The following is a 22,654-nucleotide window of genomic DNA, read 5'->3' as shown; positions in this document are numbered from 1 at the left end:
AGGCGCGATTAGCTCAGCGGGAGAGCGCTTCCCTGACACGGAAGAGGTCACTGGTTCAATCCCAGTATCGCGCACCAAAGTTCTTGCAGCTCAAAGGCCTATTCGGCAGTGACTCAAAGGCTGCGTGACCTCAATATGACCTGGCCCGATTCCCGGAGCCACGCCCGTCCGTCCACCCTGCCCTCCTTAGGGGCGGCCCTGACTATGACGGTTCTTCAACCTCATACGACTCGCACGTCACCGGCGGCGAACTGTTCCGCCAGGTCTTCGAGGTCGAACTGGTGACCTTCGAGCCAAGCCTTGTTGGTCATACTGCCGACGCTACTGTCGACGTTCTGGCCTAGAGACCGACTCGGCGCGCTGGCGTGCGATGTCGGCGCGAACCCGCTCCCCGGTCTCCTAGTCGTCGTTCTCGCCCACCAGGTGAGGCGTGGTAGCACCATCAACGACCCGCTGCGGCACCAGCACCGTCGAACCCGCCTTCGACGACTCCTCAGTTGGGGTACTGCGCGTGACACGATTGGAGGCAGGCGTACCCCTGCGGCGTCGAAGCAGCGCCGTATGGTCCTCTGTCCCCGTACATCTGCTGGCACCGCTGTATGCACTGGTCAAGTTCCGGTCCGCTGTCGAGAGGCGCGAGCCGCACACCCGCCCCGCTGCCATTGGTCGGCTCGGCTGCTGCGGGCGCTGCGAACAAGAACGCTGCTGCGGCGAAGCCCACCAAGATGCTGAGTGCACGCTTCATAATTTGATCACCTCGTGAGGCATCGGGTCGTCCTCGGTCGAGGAGTGAAGCAACCATACGCGTTGCGGCGGGGTTCGATTACGGTATATACGTCAAAAATCCCGCCCCGCTGAGGATTTGTTCGGCGTAGCTTTAGTTGTTTCCCGGTCAAGAGCTGACCGCGACCGTTCGGCTGCGTTCGCATACGGACAGAATCGAGAATCTCAGTGAAGAAATCCATCAGATTCGTTGTCGTATGTGGCGCACCGCTTTTGGCAGCGGGCATCGCGCTTCCGATCGCATCGGCTGATCCGACTGACACTCCAGCCCCAAACCCAAACAATTCCAATTCCCACAAATTTCCACCAGCACAGACGCCGTTTGGGAAAGGCCTAAAGGTTCTGACTGGCGAGGGGCCAGACGACCCCAACGCCTCGCCCCCCTCGGGTCAACCTAACCCCTGAGCGAACTCATTCGCAGCCGAAGCTCCGATCAACCAGATGACCGCGCGCTAATTCGACTGGGGCGCAACCGAACCGTTAAGGACACCTAGCAAAGACTCTAGGGCGGATCCGCTTATCGCGCACCAGGCTTTTTGCAGGTCAAAGGCGGTTTCTACCGCCTGAGCCCGAGAGCGTGCACGCAACTAGCACAACGGCTTGGTTCATCGGTTTCGCTGATCGCGGCGGACAGGCACATGACCCCTCACTTTGACGACGACTTCAGCTCCCGCCCCGACCTCTTTCACCGTGAACGTGTAAAGATCGCCCAACGGGCTGCCCAGCATTGAGCCCACTAGCTCCTCGACGTACCACAGCACGCCCGGCTGATCGCACGGGGGCTTCGATGCCCTGCCCTCTTCGACGTGCCACTGCACGCCCGGATCGTTGCAAGGGAACTCGATGGTGTCACCCTTCTGGATATCCTCAGCGCGAATGGTGTCGTCGTCCTGATGGCTGTTCACCGCAACGACGTTAGGTCACCGGGCTGCCCGATTTCGAGCTATCGGGCCGCGGATGGCGACGCTCTCGACCCTCAGCTACCGAGCGAGCCGCAGCGAAACGGTGCGGCGGCCCGCCGATTACTTGCCCTTGAACCGTGGTTCGCGTTTGGCCGCGAAGGCTGCGAGGCCTTCCTTCGCATCCTGCGAACGCATCACTTCAATCACGAACCGCTGCTCTATCTTGCGGGCGTCCTCGTCGTCGATCCAACCGCTGCGCAGGATCGACGCCTTCGCGTTGCGCACGGCCAGTGGCCCGTTGGCCACCACACGCGCGGCGATCTCGCGCGCTTTCTCCAACGACTGCCCAGTGGGCACGACATGGCCCACCAAGCCGAAGTGATACGCCTCGGCGGCGGTAAGAGGCTCGCCGGTCAGAATCATCTCCATGGCTTTGGTGTAGGGAATCTGGCGCTTGAGGCGGACCGTAGAGCCCGCTCCCGCGATCAGGCCGAACTTGGCCTCGGGCAGCCCGAACGTGGCGTGCTCCTCGGCGACTCGAATGTCGGTCTGCTGCAACATCTCACAGCCTCCGCCAAGACATGGGCCGTTGACGGCAGCGATCAACGGCTTGGTCAGGGAACGACTCAGCAGCAGACCCTCACTGATGATGCTGCCGGCCGACTTCCCTTCCGGCACAGCAGCCGACCCATTGCCGGCCTTGGCACCGCGGACCATCCACCCATCGGCGAGGTCACCGCCGACGCAGTACGAGGATCCCTCTCCGGTCAGGATCGCCGCGCGAATGCCGTCATCGGCGTCGATCTCATCCCACGCCTGCGCCATCAAGGTGATCATCGCCGGGGTCAGGGCATTCTTGCGCCGTGGATTGTTCATCGTGAGCACGACGACATTGTCGTCGCGCTGCACTTTCAACTGCGGCTCTTCGGTTCGCGATTCGTCGGCCACCTCGGCTCCTCCACTCGCCCATCGTGCACTGGCCATGCCAACAGCTGAACATCGTCACTCCGGCTCGGCGGGCCAGCCGATCGCTTCCAACCGTCGCTGCACCCGGTCGAGATCATCCGGGGTCGGCAGCGCGTCGGTGAACCGGGTGATGGCCGCACCGATATCGGCGATGTCGATATTCAGCTCACCGCTGGTCGCGAGTTGGGTAGCGACCTCTGTTACCTCGTCGTCGGTCAGCCTGCGCCGCAGCAGTGCCAGCAGCGGGATGTAATCGGTCGGCGGCACGCCCTGGGGGTAGCCGGCGCGGATGAACGCCACGATTCTGGCGACCAGATCGCCCAGATTCGCCATGACGTCCCCAATGCAGTTGTCGGCCCGAGTAGACCATCAACCTACAACTCAGGTAGGCAACCATGTCCGTGGTGTCGAATCATCTCCCGTCGGGGGTTGGCTCGGACTACCGTTGACCGATGCGGACGGCCTATCACCAGCAGCTCGATGCGTTGAAACACAGCATCGGCGACATGTGTGGCATCGCGGGCACCGCGATGCAGCGGGCAACCCAGGCCCTCCTCGAAGCCGACATCGGCTTGGCCGAAACCGTGATCAGCGAACATGAGGACTTTCGCGCCCACGCCGCCCAGGCCGAGAGCGACGCCTTCAACCTGCTGGCGCTGCAAGCTCCCGTTGCCACGGATCTGCGCGCGGTTTTCAGCAGCTTGCAGAACGTCGCCGACGTCGACCGCATGGCCGCCCTGGCGCTCCACGTCGCCAAAACCGCGCGTCGCCGGCACCCCGCACACGCCATCCCTGACGACGTCAAAGGCTGCTTCGCCGAAATGGGCCGCATCGCCGTCACCATCGGCGGCGACGTCAAAGACGTTGTCCTGTCCGGAGATCCCGAACAAGCAGCCAGACTGGCGGACGAAGATGACGCCATGGACGAGCTGCACCGGCACTTGTTTACGGTGCTCATGGACCGTGAATGGGAGCACGGCGTGGCAGCCGCAGTCGACGTGACGCTGCTGGGCCGGTACTTCGAGCGGTTCGCCGACCACGCGGTAGAAATCGGTCGCCGGGTCATCTTCCAGGCCACCGGCGATCCCGTCGGCTGACGCGATACCCGCGGACTACATGCCGAAAGTTGTACCTCAGCGGGGCATCAGAGCCCGTAGGTATGAATTCTGGCGATTTCACAGACTCCGAGACTTGAACAAGAGGCTGTTGCGCACGTGAATAAGAGTGCTTGGTATGTATTTCTGGATTCGAATAGACTCCAAGATTCCTATTTGCGTGATCGGAATTCAACGGTACGGATCTCGCCGCATATTACAGACTCAAGGCTTTATCGATAATCTATTGGTCGCCTCAAACGTCAGCTCAGGGCCCGACCATCATTGTTTGCTAGCCGATCTTGAATGCAGCTCCGCCAGGGCGGCCGAGCGAGTAGGGGTGCCAGGGCGCGGCCGTCCCGGTTGGGGTCCACCGCGTGACAGCAGCGAGTGATGATCGACAGAAAACGCGCTGACCAGCGACTGTCTACTCGAACAGGGTGGCCATGCGGCTCTCGCCGTCCTTGGGCGAGTCGCAGGAGCTGCACTGCATTCCCGCACCGTTGCCGAAGCACTGGCTGACGCAATCAGCACTTCCGATACCGATAGTTAGCAGGAATGCCCCAACCGAAGCGATAAACAGTGCTCCGACCGTCTCCATTGTGACCTCCCACCCGAATGCCTGATGTAATTGCGCCGCGTATACCACCAACTCAGGGGAACTAAACAAACAAACTTCTACAAATGGTCATCGGCGTCAAGTTCAAATCCAAAAGTAATCAAGATCAATTCTTTTGGATCAAGATCGATTGTTTAGACATCAAGATCGATTGCCCTGAGAAGCCTCGCCCGAGATCGGAATTGTCAATGATTGACCAATTCTCGGTACGCCGATCCACGGTGTGTGGTACACGGCCGGGCGCCGATCCGACGCCTCAGCCTGCGATACGAGCGACTACCCCGCACCCGCCGCCGGCGTCACGATCCGGCGAGCACGGCGAAGAGACTTCGAATGCGGTTTCATCCCGGCGGCGGTCATCACCGCTCCGGTGGGATCGGCTTACGGCGACGCCGAGGACAAGCCTTTGCGGCCGCGCTTCCGCGGACACCGCGCGAATACCGGAACTGACGAAGGAACAGCGGGGCGCCACCCCAATAACCTTGGAATACAGGCAAACTCGGGAACGCGAGCTCGCGCGCGCAGGAACGGCGTGACGCCTTGCGCTTGGCAGAGTTGAGGGTTGTCAGCCGAAAAAATTAAGTGAAGCGGCCACCGAGGATCCTCCCGGTGGCCGCCTCGTCGGCCATTAAACGATGCTAGCTTCCGCCTCCGATTCGCGTGCCGTTTTCGGAACTTCTTCCTGAGATCCGCAACTTGTGCAGCACACGCCCGCGACAACGCAGGTCACGTGGGTCAACGCGTGATGCGCGTCGGTCAGCGGGACAGCGGCTTGTAGAACACCAAGCCGTTGCCTTTGTTGTCGAACACCACGGCACGGCGTTCGTGGGCATCGTCGTACGGGCCCTTCACGATGCCGCCACCGCTGGCCTCGATCGCCTTGGCCGCGGCATCGACATCAGCGGTCTTGATACCGACGACAACCTGTCCGGGTATGGGGTGGTCGACGTCGGTGGCCAGTGCGAGAGTGACCGGCCCACCATCGAGTGCCGCGAAGTGAGCGCCATCGCGGAACTTCAGCGCCATTCCCAGGGTCTCGCTGTAGAACCGGATAGATTCGTCCAAGTTGTCGGTCGACAGGATGATCATCTTTACTTCGTGCTCGCTCAACGGGTGCCTCCTCTGCACTGAGTGGCTTTCACACTAGGCAGCGATTGCCCGGAGCGCGCTGCGGGTCAGCGGCGGAAGACCACCCATCTCATCGCGCTGTACATGTACGCGGCTTCGCACATGCCCGCCACGATTCGCGACAGTTGATATTGCACGCCGATGGCCGACAACACGCTGGTCACCCCGAGGATGAAAGCCAGGTAGTTGACGACGACCACCACGACATAGATCGCGAGCTGCGGGCCGACCGCGCCGTGGGACTGAAAGTTGAAGGTGCGGTTGAGCAGGTAGCTGAGCGCGAAGGCGCACGCGTAGGCGACCGTGACGGCGATCGGCACCGGCAGGTCGAGCCCGCTGCGCAGGGCGGTGAGCAGCGCGAGATCGACGCCGAAGGTGAAGCCATTTATCACACAGAAGCCGAGGAACGTCGGCGCAATGACCGAGCCGAGCCCGAACGGAAGCCGACCGACGACCGCTTCACAGGACTTGTGGAATCGGTCGACCGCGCGTGACGGGCTGACCCGCGATTCGGCTGGCACGCGGCCACCGTGCCATGGCCGGGTTTCCGTCATGTGATCAGTTGGCCAACTCTTTGCGCACCATCTGCTTGCCCGGCGCCTCATTTCGGCGGCAGCTTCACCACCCGGTCGCTGCCCTCGGGATGGTTGAGGCCGGTGAACGGCAGCGTTATCTGCGGAGCGTACGGCGGGTCCCAGGCCTTGTTCCGACGGTCGACCAGGGCGGACGCTGGCGTCGTTCAGTTCGGTTATGCGCCAGGCACTCTCACCCCCTCGACGGGACCGGCTGGCCGACGGGGATCTGTGGCCTCAGAATGGAGAGACGATTTGGGACGATCTGCAAGGGGAGCAGCTGCACATGCCCACCGACAATCCGTACTGGGAGGCGGTCAAAGATTGCGTTGAGATCGAGAGCCTGGGGGGCCACGCGGTGGTCGGCTATTACAGCGTGGACCGCAGCGTTACAGAGAACATGGCCCGCTCTCCGAACCGGCTGATGCTGGTCAGGAAATACTGCTGGACCATTCCCGATCCAGAAACCGTCTCCTTCGTGGCCGAGCACGCGCGGGGCGGCGTGGTCGATCCACTTGCGGGAACGGGCTATTGGGCCTACCTGCTGGCGCAGATGGACGTCGATGTCGTCTGCTATGACCTCAACCCGGGTGCGGCGCTGCACGTCAACGGCTGGCACGGCGCCGATCTCCATGCCGAGGTCTACGCGAAGGACTGCGCCGACGCGGTGGCCCTGCACCCCGACAGGACGCTTCTACTTTCCTGGCCTCCGCATGGACAGGATGTCGGCGCGCGCATATTGATGGCTTACCGGGGGAACCGGATCATCTACATCGGCGACGGCCCCGACGGGGCGGCAGGCGACGAGCGGATGCACGCGATTCTCGAGACCGATTGGGCTGAAGTCGATTCCAGGCAGCCGGTGCTCTGGTGGGGCCAGCACGACCGCGTGACGGTGTATGAGCGCGACCGGCCCTGAACCGCGATGACGAAACGCGCCCAGCAAACTTTGGCGCAAATAACATCACGGTCACCAAAACGACTGATGGTCACCCGAAATCCTTGGATTGGGCTTGCGGCCCGCGCTTAGGACTTGGGCGCGTTTTTGGCGTCGATATCCATGTCCGGGCAGAAGTCCTCGATCGCGGCGAAGGCGATCACCTTGGCCTGCTGCGGGCTGTACCCCATGTTCTGAATTCGCTTCAGAGCCTGGTCGGGCGGCAGGATGTCGTTGCGCAGCTCGTTGCACAGGTTGGTCCCCACGTGGACGATGGTTTCCTGGCTGCTGTACTTGATGTTGTTCTGGTTCAGGTAGGCGATGTAGTCGGGCGCCATCTCCGGATCGGCGTTGGCGACTGCCGGCACCGAACACAGCAGTGCGGGTAGGGCGATGAATGACGCCGCTAGTGCTGTTTTCATGGACAAGAGCATAGAATCACCGCCGAACTTTTAGGTGAACGGTTGGCAAACGGCTTTCCTCGCAGCTGGGTGTAGCAAAAATTGATGGCACGACTGACAGATCTCGCCCCACCCGCGACACGGGAGACCGTCAAGAACCTCGCGGCCGGGCTGCTCTGCGCTGCCGGGGTTCCGGCGCTGGCCCGGCGGCGACACCGCGATCGGCTCGCGATCGTGATGTTCCATGGCGTACAGGACGAGCCGCTGTCGCCGGCGTGCTGGCATGTACTGGACTCGGCGACGTACCGCCGTCAACTCGAACACATCCGCAAGCACTTCAACGTCCTTCCGCTCGAGGAGGCCCTCGAGCGGCTTGCCGCGGGGACGTTGCCGCCGCGCGCGATGGCCATCACTTTCGACGACGGCACCCGCAACCTCGCCACGCACGCGGTCCCGGTGTTGCGGGAGCTGGGACTGCCCGCCGCGGTGTTCCTGGCGACGGGCCCGATGGGCAGCGACGAAACTCTATGGCCCGACCGGCTTTGGCTGGCGATCGCCCGCACCACCGCGACCGAGGCAGACCTGAGCGCATTGGGTCTGGGCACCAGGTCGCTCGACGGGAATGCCAACCGCGGCAAGGTCTACGCGGCCGCGGTTCAGCGTTTGAAAGACCTGCCCGACGCGCAACGGATCGCGGTGCTGGACGAGGTACTCGGCGCGCTGGGCCACCGCGACGGCGACGGTGGTCCGTTCCGGATGCTGTCCTGGGATGAAGCCCGGGAGATGGTCGGCGACGGCCTGGTGACGCTGCATCCACACTCGGTGACCCACCCCATTCTGGCCCGCTGCAGCGACGACAAGGTGGCGCGGGAGATCGCCGATTCTTGCAGCACGATCGAGCGTGAGACTGGCTGCCCACCAAGGATTTTCGCCTATCCCAACGGCCGGCTGCAGGATTTCGACGCCCGCGCCAAAAACGTGCTGCGCGGTCGCGGCGTGCGCTGGGCGTTGTCGACGACGCCGGGATTCGCCGACCGTCACAGCGACCCGATGGCATTGCCGCGGCTGGCGCTGGGCAGCAATTCGTCATTCGACTACTTCCGGCTCACGGTCTCGGGCGGGCTGCCCCGCCGCTAGCCCGGACAGCCGGATCTCACCGGGAAGCGGCAGCGAGCCACAGATCGTGCAGCGACTCCCGCCAGCGGACGATGTCGAACTCGCGAGCACGCGCGTAAGCCGCCGCGGCGAGCCGATTTCGCAGCTCGGCATCGACGATGAGGGACTGCAGCGCCGCCGCCAGCTGGGCGGGATCGCCGGGCTTGACCAGCACCCCGCTCACCCCGTCGGTCACCACTTCCGCGATCGCTCCCACCGCGGTGGTCACCGGGACCACGCCATTGGCCATGGCCTCCAGCACCGCCATCGGAAGACCCTCGCTGTAGCTGGGCAATACGAAGATCGCCGATTCGGCCAACAGCTCGTCGCGGCGCAGCGGACCGACCCAGCCGACGACATCGACGACGTCGTCGAGCGAGTTGGCGCGGACGAATGCGCGGACCCGGTCCACTTCCCCGTCGCCGGCCAGCGTGACCCGCAGGTCGGCCCGAATGTCGTTGGGCAGCAGACCAATCGCGCGAACCAGGTCGTAGGTTCCCTTGTTGGCTCCCAATCTGCCCAGCGACACCACTCGCAACGGCGCCCCGGTGCGCGGAGTCGGCTCGACGGCGGGCAGGACCACGGGGTTGTACAACACTCGGGTGTTGGATTCGTTGAACCCGAGACGCACACAGGACGCCCGCAGTTGGGATTGACCGAGCACCACCGAATAGTCGGCGCGCAGTGCGGCGTAGACCGCGCGACGCTGCAGTGTCGAGAGGCCGTCGAGCCAGGTGAAGAAGTGTGAGCTGTGGCAATGGACAATCGTCGGTACCCCGCGCACCCGGGCGACGAACAACGGCACCGACTTGCGGACGACGCTGCCGCGCCACGAGTAGTGGGCGTGCAGCACATCGACGGAGCCGAAAAGCAGCAGCAGGGACGACTTGATCATGCCCGTTATTCCGGTCCATAGCTGCGCCGCCGGGGAGGCGTCGACATAGGTGGGCACCAGGCGCACCCGGAATCGCGGGTCGGTGTCCTCGATCAGCAGTCGCATCACCGTCGCCATACCGCCGCGGCTGTTGGGCCCGGCCGGAGCGTTGCCGATCGTCAGTACGCGGATCGGATGACGCGCTGGTGTGATCACCTGCGTTTCACCCGGCGTACCTCACTCCCAGCGTCATGCACCAGAGTTGTCACCGCTCAAGCTAGCTTCACCACAGGACGCTGCGAAATAGCAGAGCGTCCGCTACCAGTCCGACCCCGAAGACCAGGAACAATATTCGCACCGAAATGGGTCCGTAGCGAGTCAGACCGCGCACGATCCCGCGCTGTATCCGCACTGCTCGCGTTGTTTTGCGAGTCGCCAGAAAAAGGATCAGCAGCGACGGTGAGAGGGCCAGCGTCCAATAGCCGTAGATCAGCAGCGGCCAGGCCGGCGGTCGCGGATGCAGCGCGGCGAGGGTGGCCAATCCGGTGATGTAGGGAATTGAGGTCGGCGCCTGCCCCATACCGACTGCGGCGCCGAGAATTCCGAGCAACCACGGACGTTGCCGCATGGCGGCCAGCGCCCATCCGGGAGCCGACGTTTGCGCGGTCAAGGGGAAGTACGCCAGGCACATCAGCACCACGCCCAGCAGCAGTTGCCCCCAAAACCGAAACGCCGGAGTGACTTTGAAGTCGACCCAGTGCGTCAAGAAGCCAAGGCCAAGTACGGTGCAAACGCCGAAGGTGGTGGTGATCGCGAACAAACCTGCGATGAAGCTCAACCCGCCCGGGACCGGCGATCGGCGATCGAGTCGGCTGGCGTAGACAACGGCTGAGACGACGCCCACGTTGAGGACATTCAGCGAGTCGAGGAAGGCCAGACCGGCAAGCACCAGCAGAAGAGCTTCCATGATCGCACCGAAGTTACTGCATCGGGTCCTTGACCGCCTTCACGTGACGATGCGAAGCGGAATCCCCGGCGGAACTAAGAGAATCTTAAGGACGCGCCGGCACTCCGATCGCCGCGGTCCCGGCTTGCGCCCGACCGGCCCGACCGGCAAGGTTCTGCCCGTGAAATTTGCGCTCGCCGGCTACGGCAGTCGCGGCGACGTCGAGCCCTTTGCGGCGGTGGGCCGGGAGCTACTGCGTCGCGGTCACGACGTGTCCATGGCGGTCACGCCCCACATGATCGGCTTCGTGGAATCGGCGGGGCTCACCGCGGCGGCGTTCGGGCCGGACCCGCCGCAGAACAAGGATTTCTCGCCCTCGACGCTGCAGAACCCGATCACCATGGTGTCCGCATTCACCGATCACCTCAGAGCTGCCTGGGTGCAGTGGGGCACGACGCTGCTGGCGCTGGCGGACGGAGCCGACCTGGTGTTGACGGGCGAAAGCGAGCAGGGCCTGGCCGCCAATGTCGCTCAGTATCAAGGCATTCCGTCGGCCGCGCTGCACTTCTTCCCGGAGGGTGCCGCGCCCCGCAATGACATGCTGGTGCGCTTTGCGACCGAAGCCGAAGAGGCCCAGCGCCGCGACCTGGGCTTGCCGCAGGTCACCGGGTCCCCCGCGCTGGAGATCCAGGCCTACGACAAGCTCTGCTTTCCCGGCCTGGCCGCCGAGTGGGCGGAACAGGGCCTGCGGCGGCCCTGTGTTGGCTCGCTGACGCTGGAATTGCCGGCGGATGCCGACGCCGAGGCCCTGTCGTGGATCGCCGCCGGGACGCCACCGATCTACTTCGGCTTCGGCAGCGGCGTGCGGGTGACATCCGCCGACACCGTCGCGGTGATCGCCGCGGCCTGCGCACAGTTGGGCGAGCGGGCGCTGATTTGCAGCGGCCCGAATGACTTCACCGGAGTTCCGGATTTCGACCACGTCAAGGTGGTAGCCGAGGTCAATCATGCAACCGTCTTTCCGACGTGCCGCGCGGTCGTCCACCACGGAGGCGCCGGCACCACGGCTGCGGGCATGCGGGCCGGCATTCCCACGTTGATCCTCTGGCTCGGCGTCGACGATCAGCAGGTCTGGGCCGCGACCGTGGAGCGGCTGCAAGTCGGCTCCGGCCAGGATTTTCGGGCGACCACCCTGGATTCCCTGGTCGCGGCGCTGCGCGGCATCCTCACTCCGGACTACGCCACTCGTGCCCGCGCGATCGCCGCCCTGATGGCGACGCCGGCCGAAAGCGTGGCACGCGCCGCCGATCTTCTGGAAGACTCCGCCGGCGCTCGGCGCTGATCGATCGGACTACTGCTTTATTCAGCCGCCGCTGTATTGTTCTCCCCATGCTGACTTGTGAGAAGCGGGAGTCGGCGCTGGCCCGGTTGGGGCGGGCCCTGGCCGATCCGACGCGGTGCCGGATTCTGGTGGCGTTGCTCGACGGCGTGCGCTACCCGGGCGAATTGGCGTCCCAGCTGGGCCTGACCCGCTCGAACGTTTCCAATCATCTGTCGTGCCTGCGCGGTTGCGGCCTGGTGGTGGCCACGTACGAGGGCAGGCAGGTCCGGTACGCGTTGGCCGACGCGCACCTTGCCCGCGCACTGGGTGAGTTGGTCCAGGTGGTGCTCGCCGTCGACACCGATCAGCCGTGCGTTGACGAGCCCGCGCCGAGCAAGGTGGGCACGGCGCGATGAACGACGAGGACGGCCGTGGCCGTCGTGCCCCATCGTTGCCGCTCTCGGCGCCGGCGACAGACTGCTGCAATGACGAGTGCTGCACCCCAGCGACGACGAATCCCGTTGAGCCACAACGCCGCGCCGTGTTGTCGCGACGAGTGCGCCTGCTCGTCTCGGCGACGATTACCTACAACATCATCGAGGCGGTCGTCGCGCTCGCGGCCGGCACGGTGGCGTCGTCGGCCGCGTTGATCGGGTTCGGGCTGGACTCGGTCATCGAGGTCTCCTCGGCTGCCGCGGTGTACTGGCAGTTCTCCGGGCGCGACCCCGAGGCCCGCGAGCGCGCCGCGTTACGGGTTATCGCGCTGTCATTCTTCGCATTGGCCGGCTACGTGACGTTCGAGTCGATTCGCTCCCTGACTGGCGGTCAGACCGCTGGATCCTCCACCGCCGGAATCATTTTGGCTGCCGTGTCGCTAGTGGTCATGCCGCTACTGTCCTACGCACAGCGGCGCGCCGGCCGAGAGCTCGGTTCGGCCAGCGCGGTCGCCGACTCCCACCAGACACTGCTGTGCACATACCTGTCCGGCGTGTTGCTGGTTGGGTTGCTGCTGAACTATCTGTTCGGCTGGTCGTGGGCCGATCCGCTCGTGGCGTTGGTGATCGCCGCCGTGGCTGTCAAGGAGGGTCGCACGGCGTGGCGGGGCGAGCACTGCTGCTGACTTGAAAAGTGCTGCGCTGCAGCACCTTTCGTTGTCTAGCTGGGCAGGCCGGCCTTGATGGCCGCATCCTGCTTGCGCGCCACGTCCAGGACGATGTCCGCGGGCACCGGGTCGTTCGGCGCGCTCTCGAACTCGATCAGGGCGACGACCTTGCCTTCGCCGAAGATCACCGACGTCTTCGCCTTGCCGCCGTCGGCCGAGGGCCCCGAAATGATCGTGCCGCCGACGCCCACGTCGGCCGGTGCCGGCGTTCCGCCCTTGATGGCGCCGTTCTGAGGATCGACATAGGACTTGGTGAGCGAGTCACGGTCCTTGTCCGCGGCACCGGGGTCGGGATAGACGAGCAGCGAGTCGGTGATGCTGCGCGCGCCGCTCTGGTTTGCGAACACGCCCTCGATGCCCGGGGCCGGGTCGGTCAGTTGCCGCGTCTTGGGCGGGTTGAAGCTGTCCCCCGGCACGACGATGTCGGTGGCCTTGATCAGCAGGCTGCTGTAGTCCGAAGGCTGGGCGCCAGCACTGGTCGATGTCGGTGCGGCCGACGACGAGGACGCCGCGGAAGAAGTCGTCGTCGACGATTTCGCCGACGACGATGGGCTGGACGACTTGCCGCCGCCACATCCAGTGACCGCTGCGCCGATCACCAGAGTGGTTGCCGCCAGACCGGCCGCGGCCACAGATGCCTTCTTCACGATTGACTCCTTTGGATGTCGTCCTGATTTGCTAGCGCCCCGCGCAACATAGCGGATCCCCCGATGAACTGGAATGAATCACCTTAAATGATTTCCCAATTAACCAACCACACCCTGGCGCCGAGCGCCACCGTGAAGGCGTCGATTGCATTGCGGGAATCTTCAATGACGGCCGACGCCTGTCGGTCGCTCAGCCTCGGCCGAATCGCTCGCGCATTTGCGGGTCGTTCTCCCACCACAGGCCCGAGGGCGCAGCGTCGTCGCTGTCGGCGACGTCCGTCCGGTCCAGCTCAGCATCGACCTCGACCGCGTGCGCCCGTTCATCGCGAGACAGTGCGCGCATGAGCAGCAGCACGAACGGCAGCCCGACCACGTCTCCGAGGATCCACAGCACGCCGGCACCGATGGTCTGGTCGAGCCGTTGGTCCGGACCCCAGGAGCGGTGCAACGCCGAGTAGTACGCCGCGGCGATCAACGACCCCTGCCAGATGACCAACCCCAGAACTCCGTCGCCGAGAGTCTCGGCGACGGAGATCAGCAGCGAGATCAGCTGAGGGTACTTGCGGGGCACGGGATCCGCTTGCAGCCGGGCGTAAAAGTATCCAAAACCGATGACTACTAGAACTATTCGGGTCAGCGCGCCGATCCATTCGTCTTCCAGAGCCGCGGTGTACCAGGGCGTCAGGTAAAGCAGCCAGGGCGTGGCCAGCATCGCCAGCGACGTCGTCAACGGGTGCACGAGCACTCGGGCCCACCGAGTCCCCAGCAGCCGGTCGATGCGCTCACGGCCGTGACGGCCCCCCGCGTCACGCGCCACGGTGACGGGCTTGCCTTGCGCGAGGAAGAACGGCACCACATACAACAGCAGCAGTACCTGCAGCGCGCGCATCCAGAACAGGAAGTAGGCGTAGCTGCCGACCGCGCTGACGGTGGCCACGGCCCACAGCGCAATGCCTACGCCGAAGCATGCGGCCGGCGCCGGTCCGACAGATCGTGCGCCGCCGCGGGCGCGCCGGTAGCACCACGCGTACGTGCCCGCGACCAGCACGAGCACCGCCGCGCAGGTGGGGTCCAGATACCAGGTCTGAACCAGGGCGCCCCATGTCAGCGGGCCCGGATCAACGGGCATAGCCCCTAGCGTATGCGGGCCGCCAAGCGGCGCTTAGTTGCCGGCCGCACCCTCGGGCTTGGGTCCCCGACCCTCGCCGGTCAGGTAGTGGGGGCAATACGAGCCGGCGGCGATCGCGGTGAATTTCGCCGCGCCGTTATCGGCGAATCCGGGATTGCGCAGCTGCAGGTTGTTGACGATTTCCTGGTCCGAATGTCCAGTGTCGACGAGTTCACACACCGTCTTGCCGGCCGCGATCGCGGCGGCCGGGTCCTGGAAGGTGAGCCCGGCGTCTTTGAGCTCCTTGAGGAAGGCGGCATCGGCGGCCGGGTCCGGCGCGGGACTGGGGCTCGGGCTGGGGTCGGCGTGCGCCGGAACCGCCAGGGCAATCGTGGTGATGACGCTGAGCAGCATCGTTAGGCGTCTCATAATTCCCGGATTCTCCCAGAGTTGTGGGCGCCACGCATCCGCCGAGGCGCCCCGAGCGGCGCAGGCTCAGATGGTGTTGGCTAGGACGACGTGGCTGCCATCTTTATTGTTCTCGACGTCTTTGTCGGCATCATCGCCGTGGTCGCGCTGATTCACACATGGAATCGGCTGCGCGCACGCCGCAGAAGAGCGGGCGCCAAGGGCGTCGTCCTGGTGATCGATCGCCTCACGCCGCGCCGAAAGAACGTTGCCCGACTGCAGGTGAGCATGCGGATGGTGGGCCCGACCGTGCGCTACGAAGTGGGACTCGACCTCGAAGCGGACGGCAATCCGTTCGACGTGTCGACGCCCAAGCCTGCGATACGTCCGTCGATGGGCTGCGAGGACGACGAAATGTCTTGGAGCTTCGAGATTCCCGAAGACTCACTCGACGACGTCTGGGTCGTCGCCTCCTGGATGGCCGCCGACAACGCCGGCCTTCGGATGGCCGCGATCGCTTCGAACCTGGGCACCCCGCAAGTCTACGAGTGGAGATGGGCAGCCGATTGGCGCATTTCGAGAGCCGGTCATTGGCGCAAGCGCCGAAGTCCGACGACTCCCCCACGCACGGCGACGGGATTGGGTCCCCTGGAACTGGGCCGGGCACCCGGCCGAGGCCGCGCTGCCCAACCCACTGCCGACGCAGCCGTAGGCGAATAGCGCGCCGCTATTGGGGGCCGCTGGTGCCCGTGGTGTGCGGCAACGCGCTGGGGCAATAGGCCGTGGCCGCGATCGCCGCGAACTTGGCGGCATTGTCCTCGCGCAGGCCGGGGTTACGGTCTTCCACCGTCTTGACGACATCCACCATCTGCGTGCCCTGGCCGACCGCTTGGCACACCCACTTGCCCGCCGCGATCGCCCGGGCCGGGTCCGGGAAGGTGACGCCCGACGCCTGGAGCGCGGCGAGAAATTGGTCGTCCATGCCGTCGGCGTACGCCGGGGCGGCCATGCCGACCATGGCGACGGCGCTTACCAGCATCAGAAGGCGTCTCATAGCCTCCTGATCGTCGCAGACCAGCGGCAAATTCGCATCTCGCGATCGTCGGGAGTTCGAGAACCGACAACCCCACGGATCGTCAACACCACACTCGAATCGCTCGCCGGCGACGACAGGGCCGGCACATCTGACCCGGGCGCTGGTCAAGGCGGCTGAGCGGGCACGGTCAAGGCTGGTCTAACCCCTCCCGTTCGCGATAGCCGGTGTGCAATTATTCGAAGATGCGCCGCTGGCTGATCGTCCTGTCGACCTTGCTCATCGCCGCCGCGAGCATCACCGCTGCCGGGGTTGCCGCGCCGCGCGCGTGGGCTCAGGATGCGCCGATCGGCCACATCGGCGACACGCTGCGGGTGGACACCGGCACCTACATCGCCGACGTCACCGTCAGCAGCGTGACCCCCTGCGACCCGCCGCCCGGATTCGGCTACACCCGCAGCGGCGTTCCGATCAAAAGCTTCCCCGGCAGCACCCCCAACCGCGCCGACGTGACGGTCCGTGCGATCCAGGTACCCAACCCGTACATCATGGCGGCCGCATTCAGCTTCGACGGGGTGACTCCGTACGCCGACGCCTACAAGCCGCGCGCCACCGACGCACCCGACGAGCTGGACAACGTGCTCGGCAACGCGCCGAACGGGGCGATCGTGCGCGGCGGGGTGTACTGGGACGCCTACCGCGATCCGGTCTCCAACGTCGTGCTGCTGGACCGCAAGACGGGCAAGCACCTCGCGCAGTGGAACCTCTGACACTCACCGTCCACCGTGTCGCGACGGATTCCGCCGACATTGTCGAACTGGCCAGCGTTGCGGCCCTTACCTTTCCGTTAGCATGTCCGCCCACGGCAACGCGCAAGAACATCGCGTCCTTCGTTGACGTCAACCTGTCACCCGCCCGCTTCGGCGAGTATCTCAGCGATCCGGATCGAATGATTCTCGCCGCGCGCCGCGCAGGCCGAATTGTCGGTTACGCCATGGTCGTTCGCGGCGTCTCCGACGACGCAGGTGTGCAGCAGGCTGTCGAAATCCGCCCGGCGGCCGAGTTGTCGAAGTTGTATCTACTGCCCGAATACCACGGCAGCGGGGCGTCGGCGGCGCTGATGGAAGGTGCGCTGACGGTCGCGGCCGACTGGAGTGTGCGCTGCATGTGGCTGGGCGTCAGCAAGGCAAACCAACGCGCACAACGCTTTTACGCCAAGAGTGGATTTAAGATCAACGGCACCAGGACGTTTCAAGTGGGTGCCCACCTGGAAAACGACTACGTCATGATTCGCGAGGTTGGGTAGCCGCGGCGGTCAGCGCCAACAGCCGTGAAATGGCCCGCAGGTACTTCTTTCGGTAGCCGCCGGCCAACATCTCTTCGCTGAAGAAGGTGTCCAGCTTCGCGCCGGACGCCACCACTGGAATTCCGGCGTCGTACAGGCGATCGGTCAGCGCCACCAGCCTCAGCGCGACGTTCTGATCGTCGATGCCATGCACGCCGGTCAGGAATACCGCCGTCACACCCTCGATCAGCGTCAGGTACCGAGACGGATGCATGGTCGCCAAATGCGCACACAGCGCGTCGAAGTCGTCGAGCGTCGCCCCGTGGACGCCAGCCGCACGCGCGATCACCTCGTCGTCCGACAGGGGCTGCGGCGCGGGCGGCAGGCCGCGATGCCGATAATCCGGGCCCTCGATCCGTACGGTGGTGAAAATGCTTGCCAGCGTGTTGATTTCACGCAGAAAGTCCTGAGCCGCGAAGCGGCCCTCGCCGAGCTGCCCGGGCAGCGTATTGGACGTCGCAGCCACCGACACACCGTGCTCGACCAGCGACGACAGCATCCGCGAGACCAGCGTGGTGTTGCCCGGGTCGTCGAGTTCGAACTCGTCGATGCAGACCACGGTGTAGTTGGCCAGCAGGTCGACGCACTCGGTGAAGCCGAACACGCCGGCCAGCTGGGTCAGCTCCCCAAATGTCGCGAACGCCTTGGGATGAGCCTTGGGTTGGGTCGAAGCGTCCGGCCCCGGGCCCGGGCCCGGCAGCTGGTAGTACGCCGAGGCCAGCAGATGCGTCTTGCCCACCCCGAATCCGCCGTCCAGGTAGATGCCCACACCCGGCAGCGCCGCCCGTTTGCCCAACAGCCTTCGCCGGCCCGCGCGCCGCTGGACGGCCTGACGACAGAAGTCCTGACACGCGGCGAGGGCTGCGGCCTGAGTCGGTTCCGCCCGATCGGGGCGATAGGTCGCGAAGCTCACGTCGGCGAACGTTGGCGGCGGCCGTAATTGGGAGATGAGCCGTTCCGGCGACACGCTTGGATGCCGATCCACCAGATGCTCCACCCGCGACGAACCGTCCGCTGAGGCGGACCCGTGCATGCGCAAACTCTAACGGCGTGCTGCAATCGTCCTCATGCCCGAGTCTGGCACCGGCAGAGCCGCCGAGACCTCGTTGACCCTGCTCGGATCCGGGCGCGAACTCGACGACGGCGAACTCCCCCAGCTCTACGCGTACCCGGACGGCGACCAGACCTGGGTGCGGGCGAATTTCATCACGAGCATCGACGGCGGGGCCACCGCCGAAGGTAAGACCGGCCCGATGGCGGGGCCCGGTGACCGGTTGATCTTCTTCCTGTTGCGCGAACTCGCGGACGTCATCGTGGTCGGTGCGGGCACGGTGCGGGTCGAGGGTTATTCCGGCGCGCACGCGGGAATCGCCGAGCGACAGCGCCGACAGGCCCGCGGGCAAAGCGAGGTGCCGCAATTGGCCATCGTCACCAAGTCCGGTGTCCTGGATCGGGATATGGGGGTGTTCACCCGGACCGAGGTGGCGCCCCTGGTGCTCACCTGCACGGCGGCGGCCGACGAGACCCGCCGCTCACTCGGCGACCTGGCCGAGGTCGTCGACTGTTCCGGCCGCGACCCCGGCGAAGTCGACGAGGCCGCCCTGCTGGCGATCCTGCGGGCTCGCGGAATGCGGCGCGTTCTGACCGAAGGCGGGCCGATGCTGCTTGGCTCGTTCATGCAGCAGGACATGCTCGACGAGCTGTGCCTGACGATCGCGCCGTATGTCGTGGGCGGGCTGGCCCGGCGCATCGCGACGGGTCCCGGCCAGGCGATGACCAAGATGGGTTGCACCCACATCCTGCGCGACGATGCCGGCTATCTGTACACGCGCTACGTGCGGGCTTAGCCCGGCGAAACCACCCGGGATGGCTACTGTGGTCGGCATGAGTCGGCACATCAGGTCCGCGACAACCCTGGTCGCGGTGACCGTGCTGCTGACCGGCTGCGTCCCGGGCCTGGCCGCCGACCCGCGCTTCGCGACCAACGCCGGCGCCCGCCCACAGGGCGCGGCCCCGACGAAGCCCCCGCCCGCCGGTCCGCCGCCGATCGCGGCTCCCAAGAACGACTTGTCGTGGCACGACTGCACGTCCAAGGTCTTCAACGACGCCGGCGTCCGCCCCGCCCCCGGCGGCGTCCAGCTGGATTGCGCGAACTACGACGCGGACCTCGACCCGGTCAACGGCGGCTCGGGAACCGTGACCGTCGGCGTGGTGCGCGCCCGGTCGAATCAGACCCCGAAGGACGCGGGCCCCGTCGTGTTCACCACCGGCTCCGACCTGCCGTCGTCGGCGCAGTTGCCGGTGTGGCTGTCCCGGTCGGGCACCGATCTCCTGGCGGCCCACCCGATCGTCGCCGTGGACCGCCGAGGGATCGGCATGTCGAGCCCGATCGACTGCCGGGATCACTCCGACCGCCAGGCAATGCGCGATCAGGCGCAATTCCAGAGCGGTGACGACCCGGTCGCCAATCTGTCCGACATCTCCAACACCGCGACGACCAACTGCACCGACGCCATCGCGCCAGGTGACAGCGCCTACGACAACTCGCACGCCGCCTCGGACATCGAGCGCCTGCGCAGTCTGTGGGACGTGCCCTCGGTCGCGCTGCTCGGAATCGGCAACGGCGCCCAGGTCGCGCTGGCCTACGCGTCGTCGCGCCCGGACAAGGTCGCCCGGCTGATGCTGGACTCCCCGATTGCGTTGGGCGTCAACGCCGAAGCGGCCGCGGAGCAACAGGTCAAGGGACAGCAGGCCGCGCTCGACGCGTTCGCTGCGCAATGCATCGCGGTGAACTGCGCGCTGGGTCCCGACCCCAAGGGTGCCGTCAGCTCGCTACTCGCCGACGCCCGTGCGGGCAAGAGCCCCGGCGGCGCGTCACTGGCCGAAGTCGTCAACGCCATCACCGTCGCGTTGGGCTTTCCCTCCGGCGGGCGCGTCGGCGCCACCACGAGTCTGGCCAACGCGCTGGCCGCCGCCCGCTCCGGCGACGCCAACCAACTGACCAACCTGATCAACCATGCCGATGCCATCCAGGACACCGACGGCCAGTTCGTCAACTCCTGTAGCGACGCGATCAACCGCCCGACCCCGGACCGGGTCCGTGAACTCGTGGTCGCCTGGGGCAAGCTCTACCCGCAGTTCGGCACGGTGGCCGCGCTCAACTTGATCAAGTGCGTGCATTGGCCCACGATCTCGCCGCCGGCGCCGCCCAAGGAACTCAAGGTCGACGTCGTGTTGCTGGGCGTGCAGAACGACCCGATCGTCGGCTCCGAAGGCGTTGCCCAGACCGCGGCCACGATCATCAACGCGAACGCGGCCAGCCGGCGGGTGATGTGGCAGGGCATCGGCCACGGGGCGAGCATCTACACGCCGTGCGCGGCCCCGCCGATGGTCGGCTACCTCAACAGCGGCAAGCTACCGGGAACCGACACTTACTGTCCCGCCTGATTCTCCGGGCCGGCGCGCCGGTGTACGGTGCGCTGGTGACGGCAGCTGACTCGACTCGAACCGGCCTGCGCGACTGGGTGCTGGCCGCCTTCCGTCCCCACACCGGGCCGCCGAGCACGGCGACGATATTGCGGTCCGCGCTGTGGCCGGCCGCGATTCTTTCGGTGCTCCACCGCAGCATCGTGATCACCACCAACGGCAACATCACCGACGACTTCAAGCCGGTCTACCGGGCGGTGCTGAACTTCCGGCGCGGCTGGGCCATCTACAACGAGCACTTCGACTACGTCGACCCGCACTACCTCTATCCGCCCGGCGGCACCCTGCTGATGGCGCCCTTCGGCTACCTGCCGTTCGCGCCGTCGCGCTACCTGTTCATCCTGATCAACACGATCGCGATCCTGATCGCCTGGTATTTGTTGCTGCGGCTGTTCAAATTCACCCTGTCCTCGGTCGCGGCCCCGGCGCTGCTGCTGGCCATGTTCTGCACCGAGACGGTGACCAACACGCTGGTGTTCACCAACATCAACGGCTGCGTGCTGCTGGCCGAGATGCTGTTCTTGTGGTGGCTGCTGGACGGCAAAGTGAGCCATCAATGGTGGGCCGGCTTGGCAATCGGGTTGACGCTCACGCTCAAACCGGTGCTCTTGCCGCTACTTTTGCTGCCCCTGCTGAACCGGCAGTGGCGGGCGCTGGTGCCCGCGGTCGTGGTTCCGATCGTCATCAACGCGGCCGCGTGGCCATTGGTCAGCGATCCGAAGGACTTCATCACGAAGACGGTGCCCTATTTCCTGGGCACTCGCGACTACTTCAACAGCTCCATCGAGGGCAACGGCGTGTACTTCGGCCTGCCCACCTGGCTGATCGTATTCCTGCGGCTGCTGTTCACGGTGCTGGCGATCGGTGCGATCTGGCTGCTGTACCGCTACTACCGCACCCGCGATCCGCTGTTCTGGTTCACCACTTCGGCGGGTGTGCTGCTGCTGTGGTCGTGGCTGGCGCTGTCGTTGTCCCAGGGCTACTACTCGATGATGCTGTTCCCGTTCCTGATGACGGTCGTGTTGCCCAACTCGGTGATCCGCAACTGGCCGGCGTGGCTGGGGATCTACGGCTTCCTGACGCTGGACCGCTGGCTTTTGTTCAACTGGATGCGATACGGCCGCGCGCTCGAGTACCTCAAGATCACCTACGGCTGGTCGTTGCTGTTGATCGTGGTGTTCACGGTGCTCTACTTCCGCTACTCCGACGCCAAGGCCGAAAACCGGTTGGATAGCGGCATTGATCCGGCCTGGCTGACGGCTGGGCGCGAGCGAGCTAGCGTGGACGCATGACTTCCCCCGACGTGTCGCAGCCGAAGGTGCAACTGAGTGACGACGAGTGGCGCAAGAAACTCACCCCAGAAGAGTTTCAGGTGCTGCGTCGCGCCGGCACCGAGCGGCCGTTCGTCGGTGAGTACACCGACACCAAGACCCAGGGCGTCTACGAGTGCCGCGCCTGCGGAGCGGAATTGTTCCGCAGCACGGAGAAATTCGACTCGCACTGCGGCTGGCCGTCGTTCTTCGACCCGGCCAAGTCGGACGCGGTGATCCTTCGTCCCGACCATTCGATGGGGGCAACGCGCACCGAGGTGCTGTGCGCTAACTGCCACAGCCACCTCGGTCACGTGTTCGCGGGTGAGGGCTACCCCACGCCGACGGATCAGCGGTACTGCATCAACTCGATCTCGCTGCGGCTGGTCCCGTCGGACTAGCCGGCAGCGGTCGAACGTCGACTTGTTGCGGGGATTTCGGCCAGATTGGCCCAACA

The 22,654-nt window shown here is 65.4% G+C and carries 26 protein-coding genes and 1 tRNA gene; 14 read left to right on the top strand and 13 right to left on the bottom strand.

Annotated elements, in window-relative coordinates:
• The first annotated feature begins 2 nt into the window (after positions 1-2).
• Positions 3-77 (top strand) — tRNA-Val (locus ACZY0B_RS05050).
• A 1,311-nt stretch (positions 78-1,388) separates the two neighbouring features.
• Here ACZY0B_RS05050 and ACZY0B_RS05045 read toward each other — a convergent pair.
• The 3 genes from ACZY0B_RS05045 to ACZY0B_RS05035 form a co-directional block, all read right to left on the bottom strand.
• Positions 1,389-1,688, bottom strand: a complete 300-nt coding sequence (locus tag ACZY0B_RS05045) for a hypothetical protein (protein ID WP_463762919.1) — start codon at positions 1,686-1,688, stop codon at positions 1,389-1,391.
• Between the two features lie 117 nt (positions 1,689-1,805).
• Positions 1,806-2,561: an enoyl-CoA hydratase-related protein gene (locus tag ACZY0B_RS05040; RefSeq protein WP_463762937.1), complete on the bottom strand. Its 756-nt coding sequence runs from the start codon at positions 2,559-2,561 to the stop codon at positions 1,806-1,808.
• 126 nt (positions 2,562-2,687) lie between these two features.
• Positions 2,688-2,975 (bottom strand): DUF3349 domain-containing protein, encoded by a 288-nt coding sequence (locus ACZY0B_RS05035; protein ID WP_463762936.1) that lies wholly within the window; start codon positions 2,973-2,975, stop codon positions 2,688-2,690.
• 128 nt (positions 2,976-3,103) lie between these two features.
• Here ACZY0B_RS05035 and phoU point away from each other — a divergent pair, with 128 nt between their 5' ends.
• On the top strand, positions 3,104-3,748 hold the full coding sequence (phoU, locus tag ACZY0B_RS05030; protein ID WP_463762918.1) for a phosphate signaling complex protein PhoU: 645 nt from the start codon (positions 3,104-3,106) through the stop codon (positions 3,746-3,748).
• A gap of 1,372 nt (positions 3,749-5,120) precedes the next feature.
• Here the strand turns inward: phoU and ACZY0B_RS05025 are convergent.
• Positions 5,121-5,474, bottom strand: a complete 354-nt coding sequence (locus ACZY0B_RS05025; RefSeq protein ID WP_463762917.1) for a VOC family protein — start codon at positions 5,472-5,474, stop codon at positions 5,121-5,123.
• 65 nt (positions 5,475-5,539) lie between these two features.
• On the bottom strand, positions 5,540-6,046 hold the full coding sequence (locus tag ACZY0B_RS05020) for a GtrA family protein (RefSeq protein WP_463762916.1): 507 nt from the start codon (positions 6,044-6,046) through the stop codon (positions 5,540-5,542).
• Between the two features lie 304 nt (positions 6,047-6,350).
• Between ACZY0B_RS05020 and ACZY0B_RS05015 the strand changes: the two genes are divergently transcribed.
• Positions 6,351-6,983, top strand: coding sequence for a hypothetical protein (locus ACZY0B_RS05015; RefSeq protein WP_463762915.1), 633 nt, complete (start codon positions 6,351-6,353; stop codon positions 6,981-6,983).
• 107 nt (positions 6,984-7,090) lie between these two features.
• On the opposite strand, the gene ACZY0B_RS05010 is transcribed toward ACZY0B_RS05015, so the two are convergent.
• Entirely contained in the window at positions 7,091-7,423 is a 333-nt protein-coding gene (locus ACZY0B_RS05010) for a DUF732 domain-containing protein (RefSeq protein ID WP_463762914.1), read from the bottom strand.
• A gap of 84 nt (positions 7,424-7,507) precedes the next feature.
• Between ACZY0B_RS05010 and ACZY0B_RS05005 the strand changes: the two genes are divergently transcribed.
• Positions 7,508-8,539 carry a polysaccharide deacetylase family protein gene (locus tag ACZY0B_RS05005; RefSeq protein WP_463762913.1) on the top strand — a complete coding sequence of 344 codons (1,032 nt, stop codon included), beginning with the start codon at positions 7,508-7,510 and terminating at the stop codon, positions 8,537-8,539.
• A 16-nt stretch (positions 8,540-8,555) separates the two neighbouring features.
• Here ACZY0B_RS05005 and ACZY0B_RS05000 read toward each other — a convergent pair whose 3' ends face one another.
• On the bottom strand, positions 8,556-9,647 hold the full coding sequence (locus ACZY0B_RS05000; protein ID WP_463762912.1) for a glycosyltransferase family 4 protein: 1,092 nt from the start codon (positions 9,645-9,647) through the stop codon (positions 8,556-8,558).
• A gap of 67 nt (positions 9,648-9,714) precedes the next feature.
• On the bottom strand, positions 9,715-10,398 hold the full coding sequence (locus ACZY0B_RS04995) for a GAP family protein (protein WP_463762911.1): 684 nt from the start codon (positions 10,396-10,398) through the stop codon (positions 9,715-9,717).
• A 160-nt stretch (positions 10,399-10,558) separates the two neighbouring features.
• On the opposite strand from ACZY0B_RS04995, the gene ACZY0B_RS04990 reads away from it, so the two are divergent.
• From ACZY0B_RS04990 to ACZY0B_RS04980, 3 genes are read left to right on the top strand one after another with little or no spacing between them, the layout of a single operon-like run.
• Positions 10,559-11,719: a glycosyltransferase gene (locus tag ACZY0B_RS04990; RefSeq protein ID WP_463762910.1), complete on the top strand. Its 1,161-nt coding sequence runs from the start codon at positions 10,559-10,561 to the stop codon at positions 11,717-11,719.
• 47 nt (positions 11,720-11,766) lie between these two features.
• Positions 11,767-12,114, top strand: coding sequence for a Cd(II)/Pb(II)-sensing metalloregulatory transcriptional regulator CmtR (gene cmtR, locus ACZY0B_RS04985; RefSeq protein ID WP_463762909.1), 348 nt, complete (start codon positions 11,767-11,769; stop codon positions 12,112-12,114).
• The gene (locus tag ACZY0B_RS04980; RefSeq protein WP_463762908.1) at positions 12,111-12,818 is read left to right on the top strand and encodes a cation efflux transmembrane domain-containing protein; all 708 of its coding nucleotides are present in this window, start codon (positions 12,111-12,113) and stop codon (positions 12,816-12,818) included. Before cmtR ends, ACZY0B_RS04980 begins: the two co-directional genes overlap by 4 nt.
• 35 nt (positions 12,819-12,853) lie before the next feature.
• Here ACZY0B_RS04980 and ACZY0B_RS04975 read toward each other — a convergent pair whose 3' ends face one another.
• The 3 genes from ACZY0B_RS04975 to ACZY0B_RS04965 form a co-directional block, all read right to left on the bottom strand.
• Positions 12,854-13,507, bottom strand: coding sequence for a hypothetical protein (locus tag ACZY0B_RS04975; protein WP_463762907.1), 654 nt, complete (start codon positions 13,505-13,507; stop codon positions 12,854-12,856).
• A gap of 190 nt (positions 13,508-13,697) precedes the next feature.
• The gene (locus ACZY0B_RS04970; RefSeq protein WP_463762906.1) at positions 13,698-14,636 is read right to left on the bottom strand and encodes a cytochrome c oxidase assembly protein; all 939 of its coding nucleotides are present in this window, start codon (positions 14,634-14,636) and stop codon (positions 13,698-13,700) included.
• Between the two features lie 33 nt (positions 14,637-14,669).
• Positions 14,670-15,044 (bottom strand): DUF732 domain-containing protein, encoded by a 375-nt coding sequence (locus ACZY0B_RS04965; protein WP_463762905.1) that lies wholly within the window; start codon positions 15,042-15,044, stop codon positions 14,670-14,672.
• Positions 15,045-15,134: 90 nt separating this feature from the next.
• Between ACZY0B_RS04965 and ACZY0B_RS04960 the strand changes: the two genes are divergently transcribed.
• Positions 15,135-15,743 (top strand): hypothetical protein, encoded by a 609-nt coding sequence (locus ACZY0B_RS04960; RefSeq protein WP_463762904.1) that lies wholly within the window; start codon positions 15,135-15,137, stop codon positions 15,741-15,743.
• A gap of 7 nt (positions 15,744-15,750) precedes the next feature.
• Here ACZY0B_RS04960 and ACZY0B_RS04955 read toward each other — a convergent pair whose 3' ends face one another.
• Positions 15,751-16,077, bottom strand: coding sequence for a DUF732 domain-containing protein (locus tag ACZY0B_RS04955; protein WP_463762903.1), 327 nt, complete (start codon positions 16,075-16,077; stop codon positions 15,751-15,753).
• 224 nt (positions 16,078-16,301) lie between these two features.
• Between ACZY0B_RS04955 and ACZY0B_RS04950 the strand changes: the two genes are divergently transcribed.
• Both ACZY0B_RS04950 and ACZY0B_RS04945 read left to right on the top strand, forming a co-directional pair.
• Entirely contained in the window at positions 16,302-16,826 is a 525-nt protein-coding gene (locus tag ACZY0B_RS04950; protein WP_463762902.1) for a hypothetical protein, read from the top strand.
• Entirely contained in the window at positions 16,814-17,362 is a 549-nt protein-coding gene (locus ACZY0B_RS04945) for a GNAT family N-acetyltransferase (protein ID WP_463762901.1), read from the top strand. The genes ACZY0B_RS04950 and ACZY0B_RS04945 overlap by 13 nt, the downstream gene beginning before the upstream one ends.
• On the opposite strand, the gene zapE is transcribed toward ACZY0B_RS04945, so the two are convergent.
• A complete protein-coding gene (zapE, locus tag ACZY0B_RS04940) occupies positions 17,340-18,434 on the bottom strand; it encodes a cell division protein ZapE (RefSeq protein WP_463762900.1) in 1,095 nt (364 codons plus the stop codon). The genes ACZY0B_RS04945 and zapE overlap by 23 nt on opposite strands.
• A gap of 34 nt (positions 18,435-18,468) precedes the next feature.
• Here zapE and ACZY0B_RS04935 point away from each other — a divergent pair, with 34 nt between their 5' ends.
• The 4 genes from ACZY0B_RS04935 to msrB are packed head-to-tail and all read left to right on the top strand — an operon-like array spanning position 18,469 to position 22,598.
• The gene (locus ACZY0B_RS04935; RefSeq protein WP_463762899.1) at positions 18,469-19,248 is read left to right on the top strand and encodes a pyrimidine reductase family protein; all 780 of its coding nucleotides are present in this window, start codon (positions 18,469-18,471) and stop codon (positions 19,246-19,248) included.
• Positions 19,249-19,267: 19 nt separating this feature from the next.
• A complete protein-coding gene (locus ACZY0B_RS04930) occupies positions 19,268-20,848 on the top strand; it encodes an alpha/beta fold hydrolase (protein WP_463762898.1) in 1,581 nt (526 codons plus the stop codon).
• A gap of 20 nt (positions 20,849-20,868) precedes the next feature.
• Entirely contained in the window at positions 20,869-22,179 is a 1,311-nt protein-coding gene (aftC, locus tag ACZY0B_RS04925; RefSeq protein WP_463762897.1) for an arabinofuranan 3-O-arabinosyltransferase, read from the top strand.
• Positions 22,176-22,598 (top strand): peptide-methionine (R)-S-oxide reductase MsrB, encoded by a 423-nt coding sequence (gene msrB, locus ACZY0B_RS04920; protein WP_463762896.1) that lies wholly within the window; start codon positions 22,176-22,178, stop codon positions 22,596-22,598. Before aftC ends, msrB begins: the two co-directional genes overlap by 4 nt.
• Positions 22,599-22,654: the final 56 nt, after the last annotated feature.

The organism is Mycobacterium sp. IDUB_19, assembly GCF_055419445.1.
This window is presented reverse-complemented; position numbering and strand designations above follow the sequence as displayed.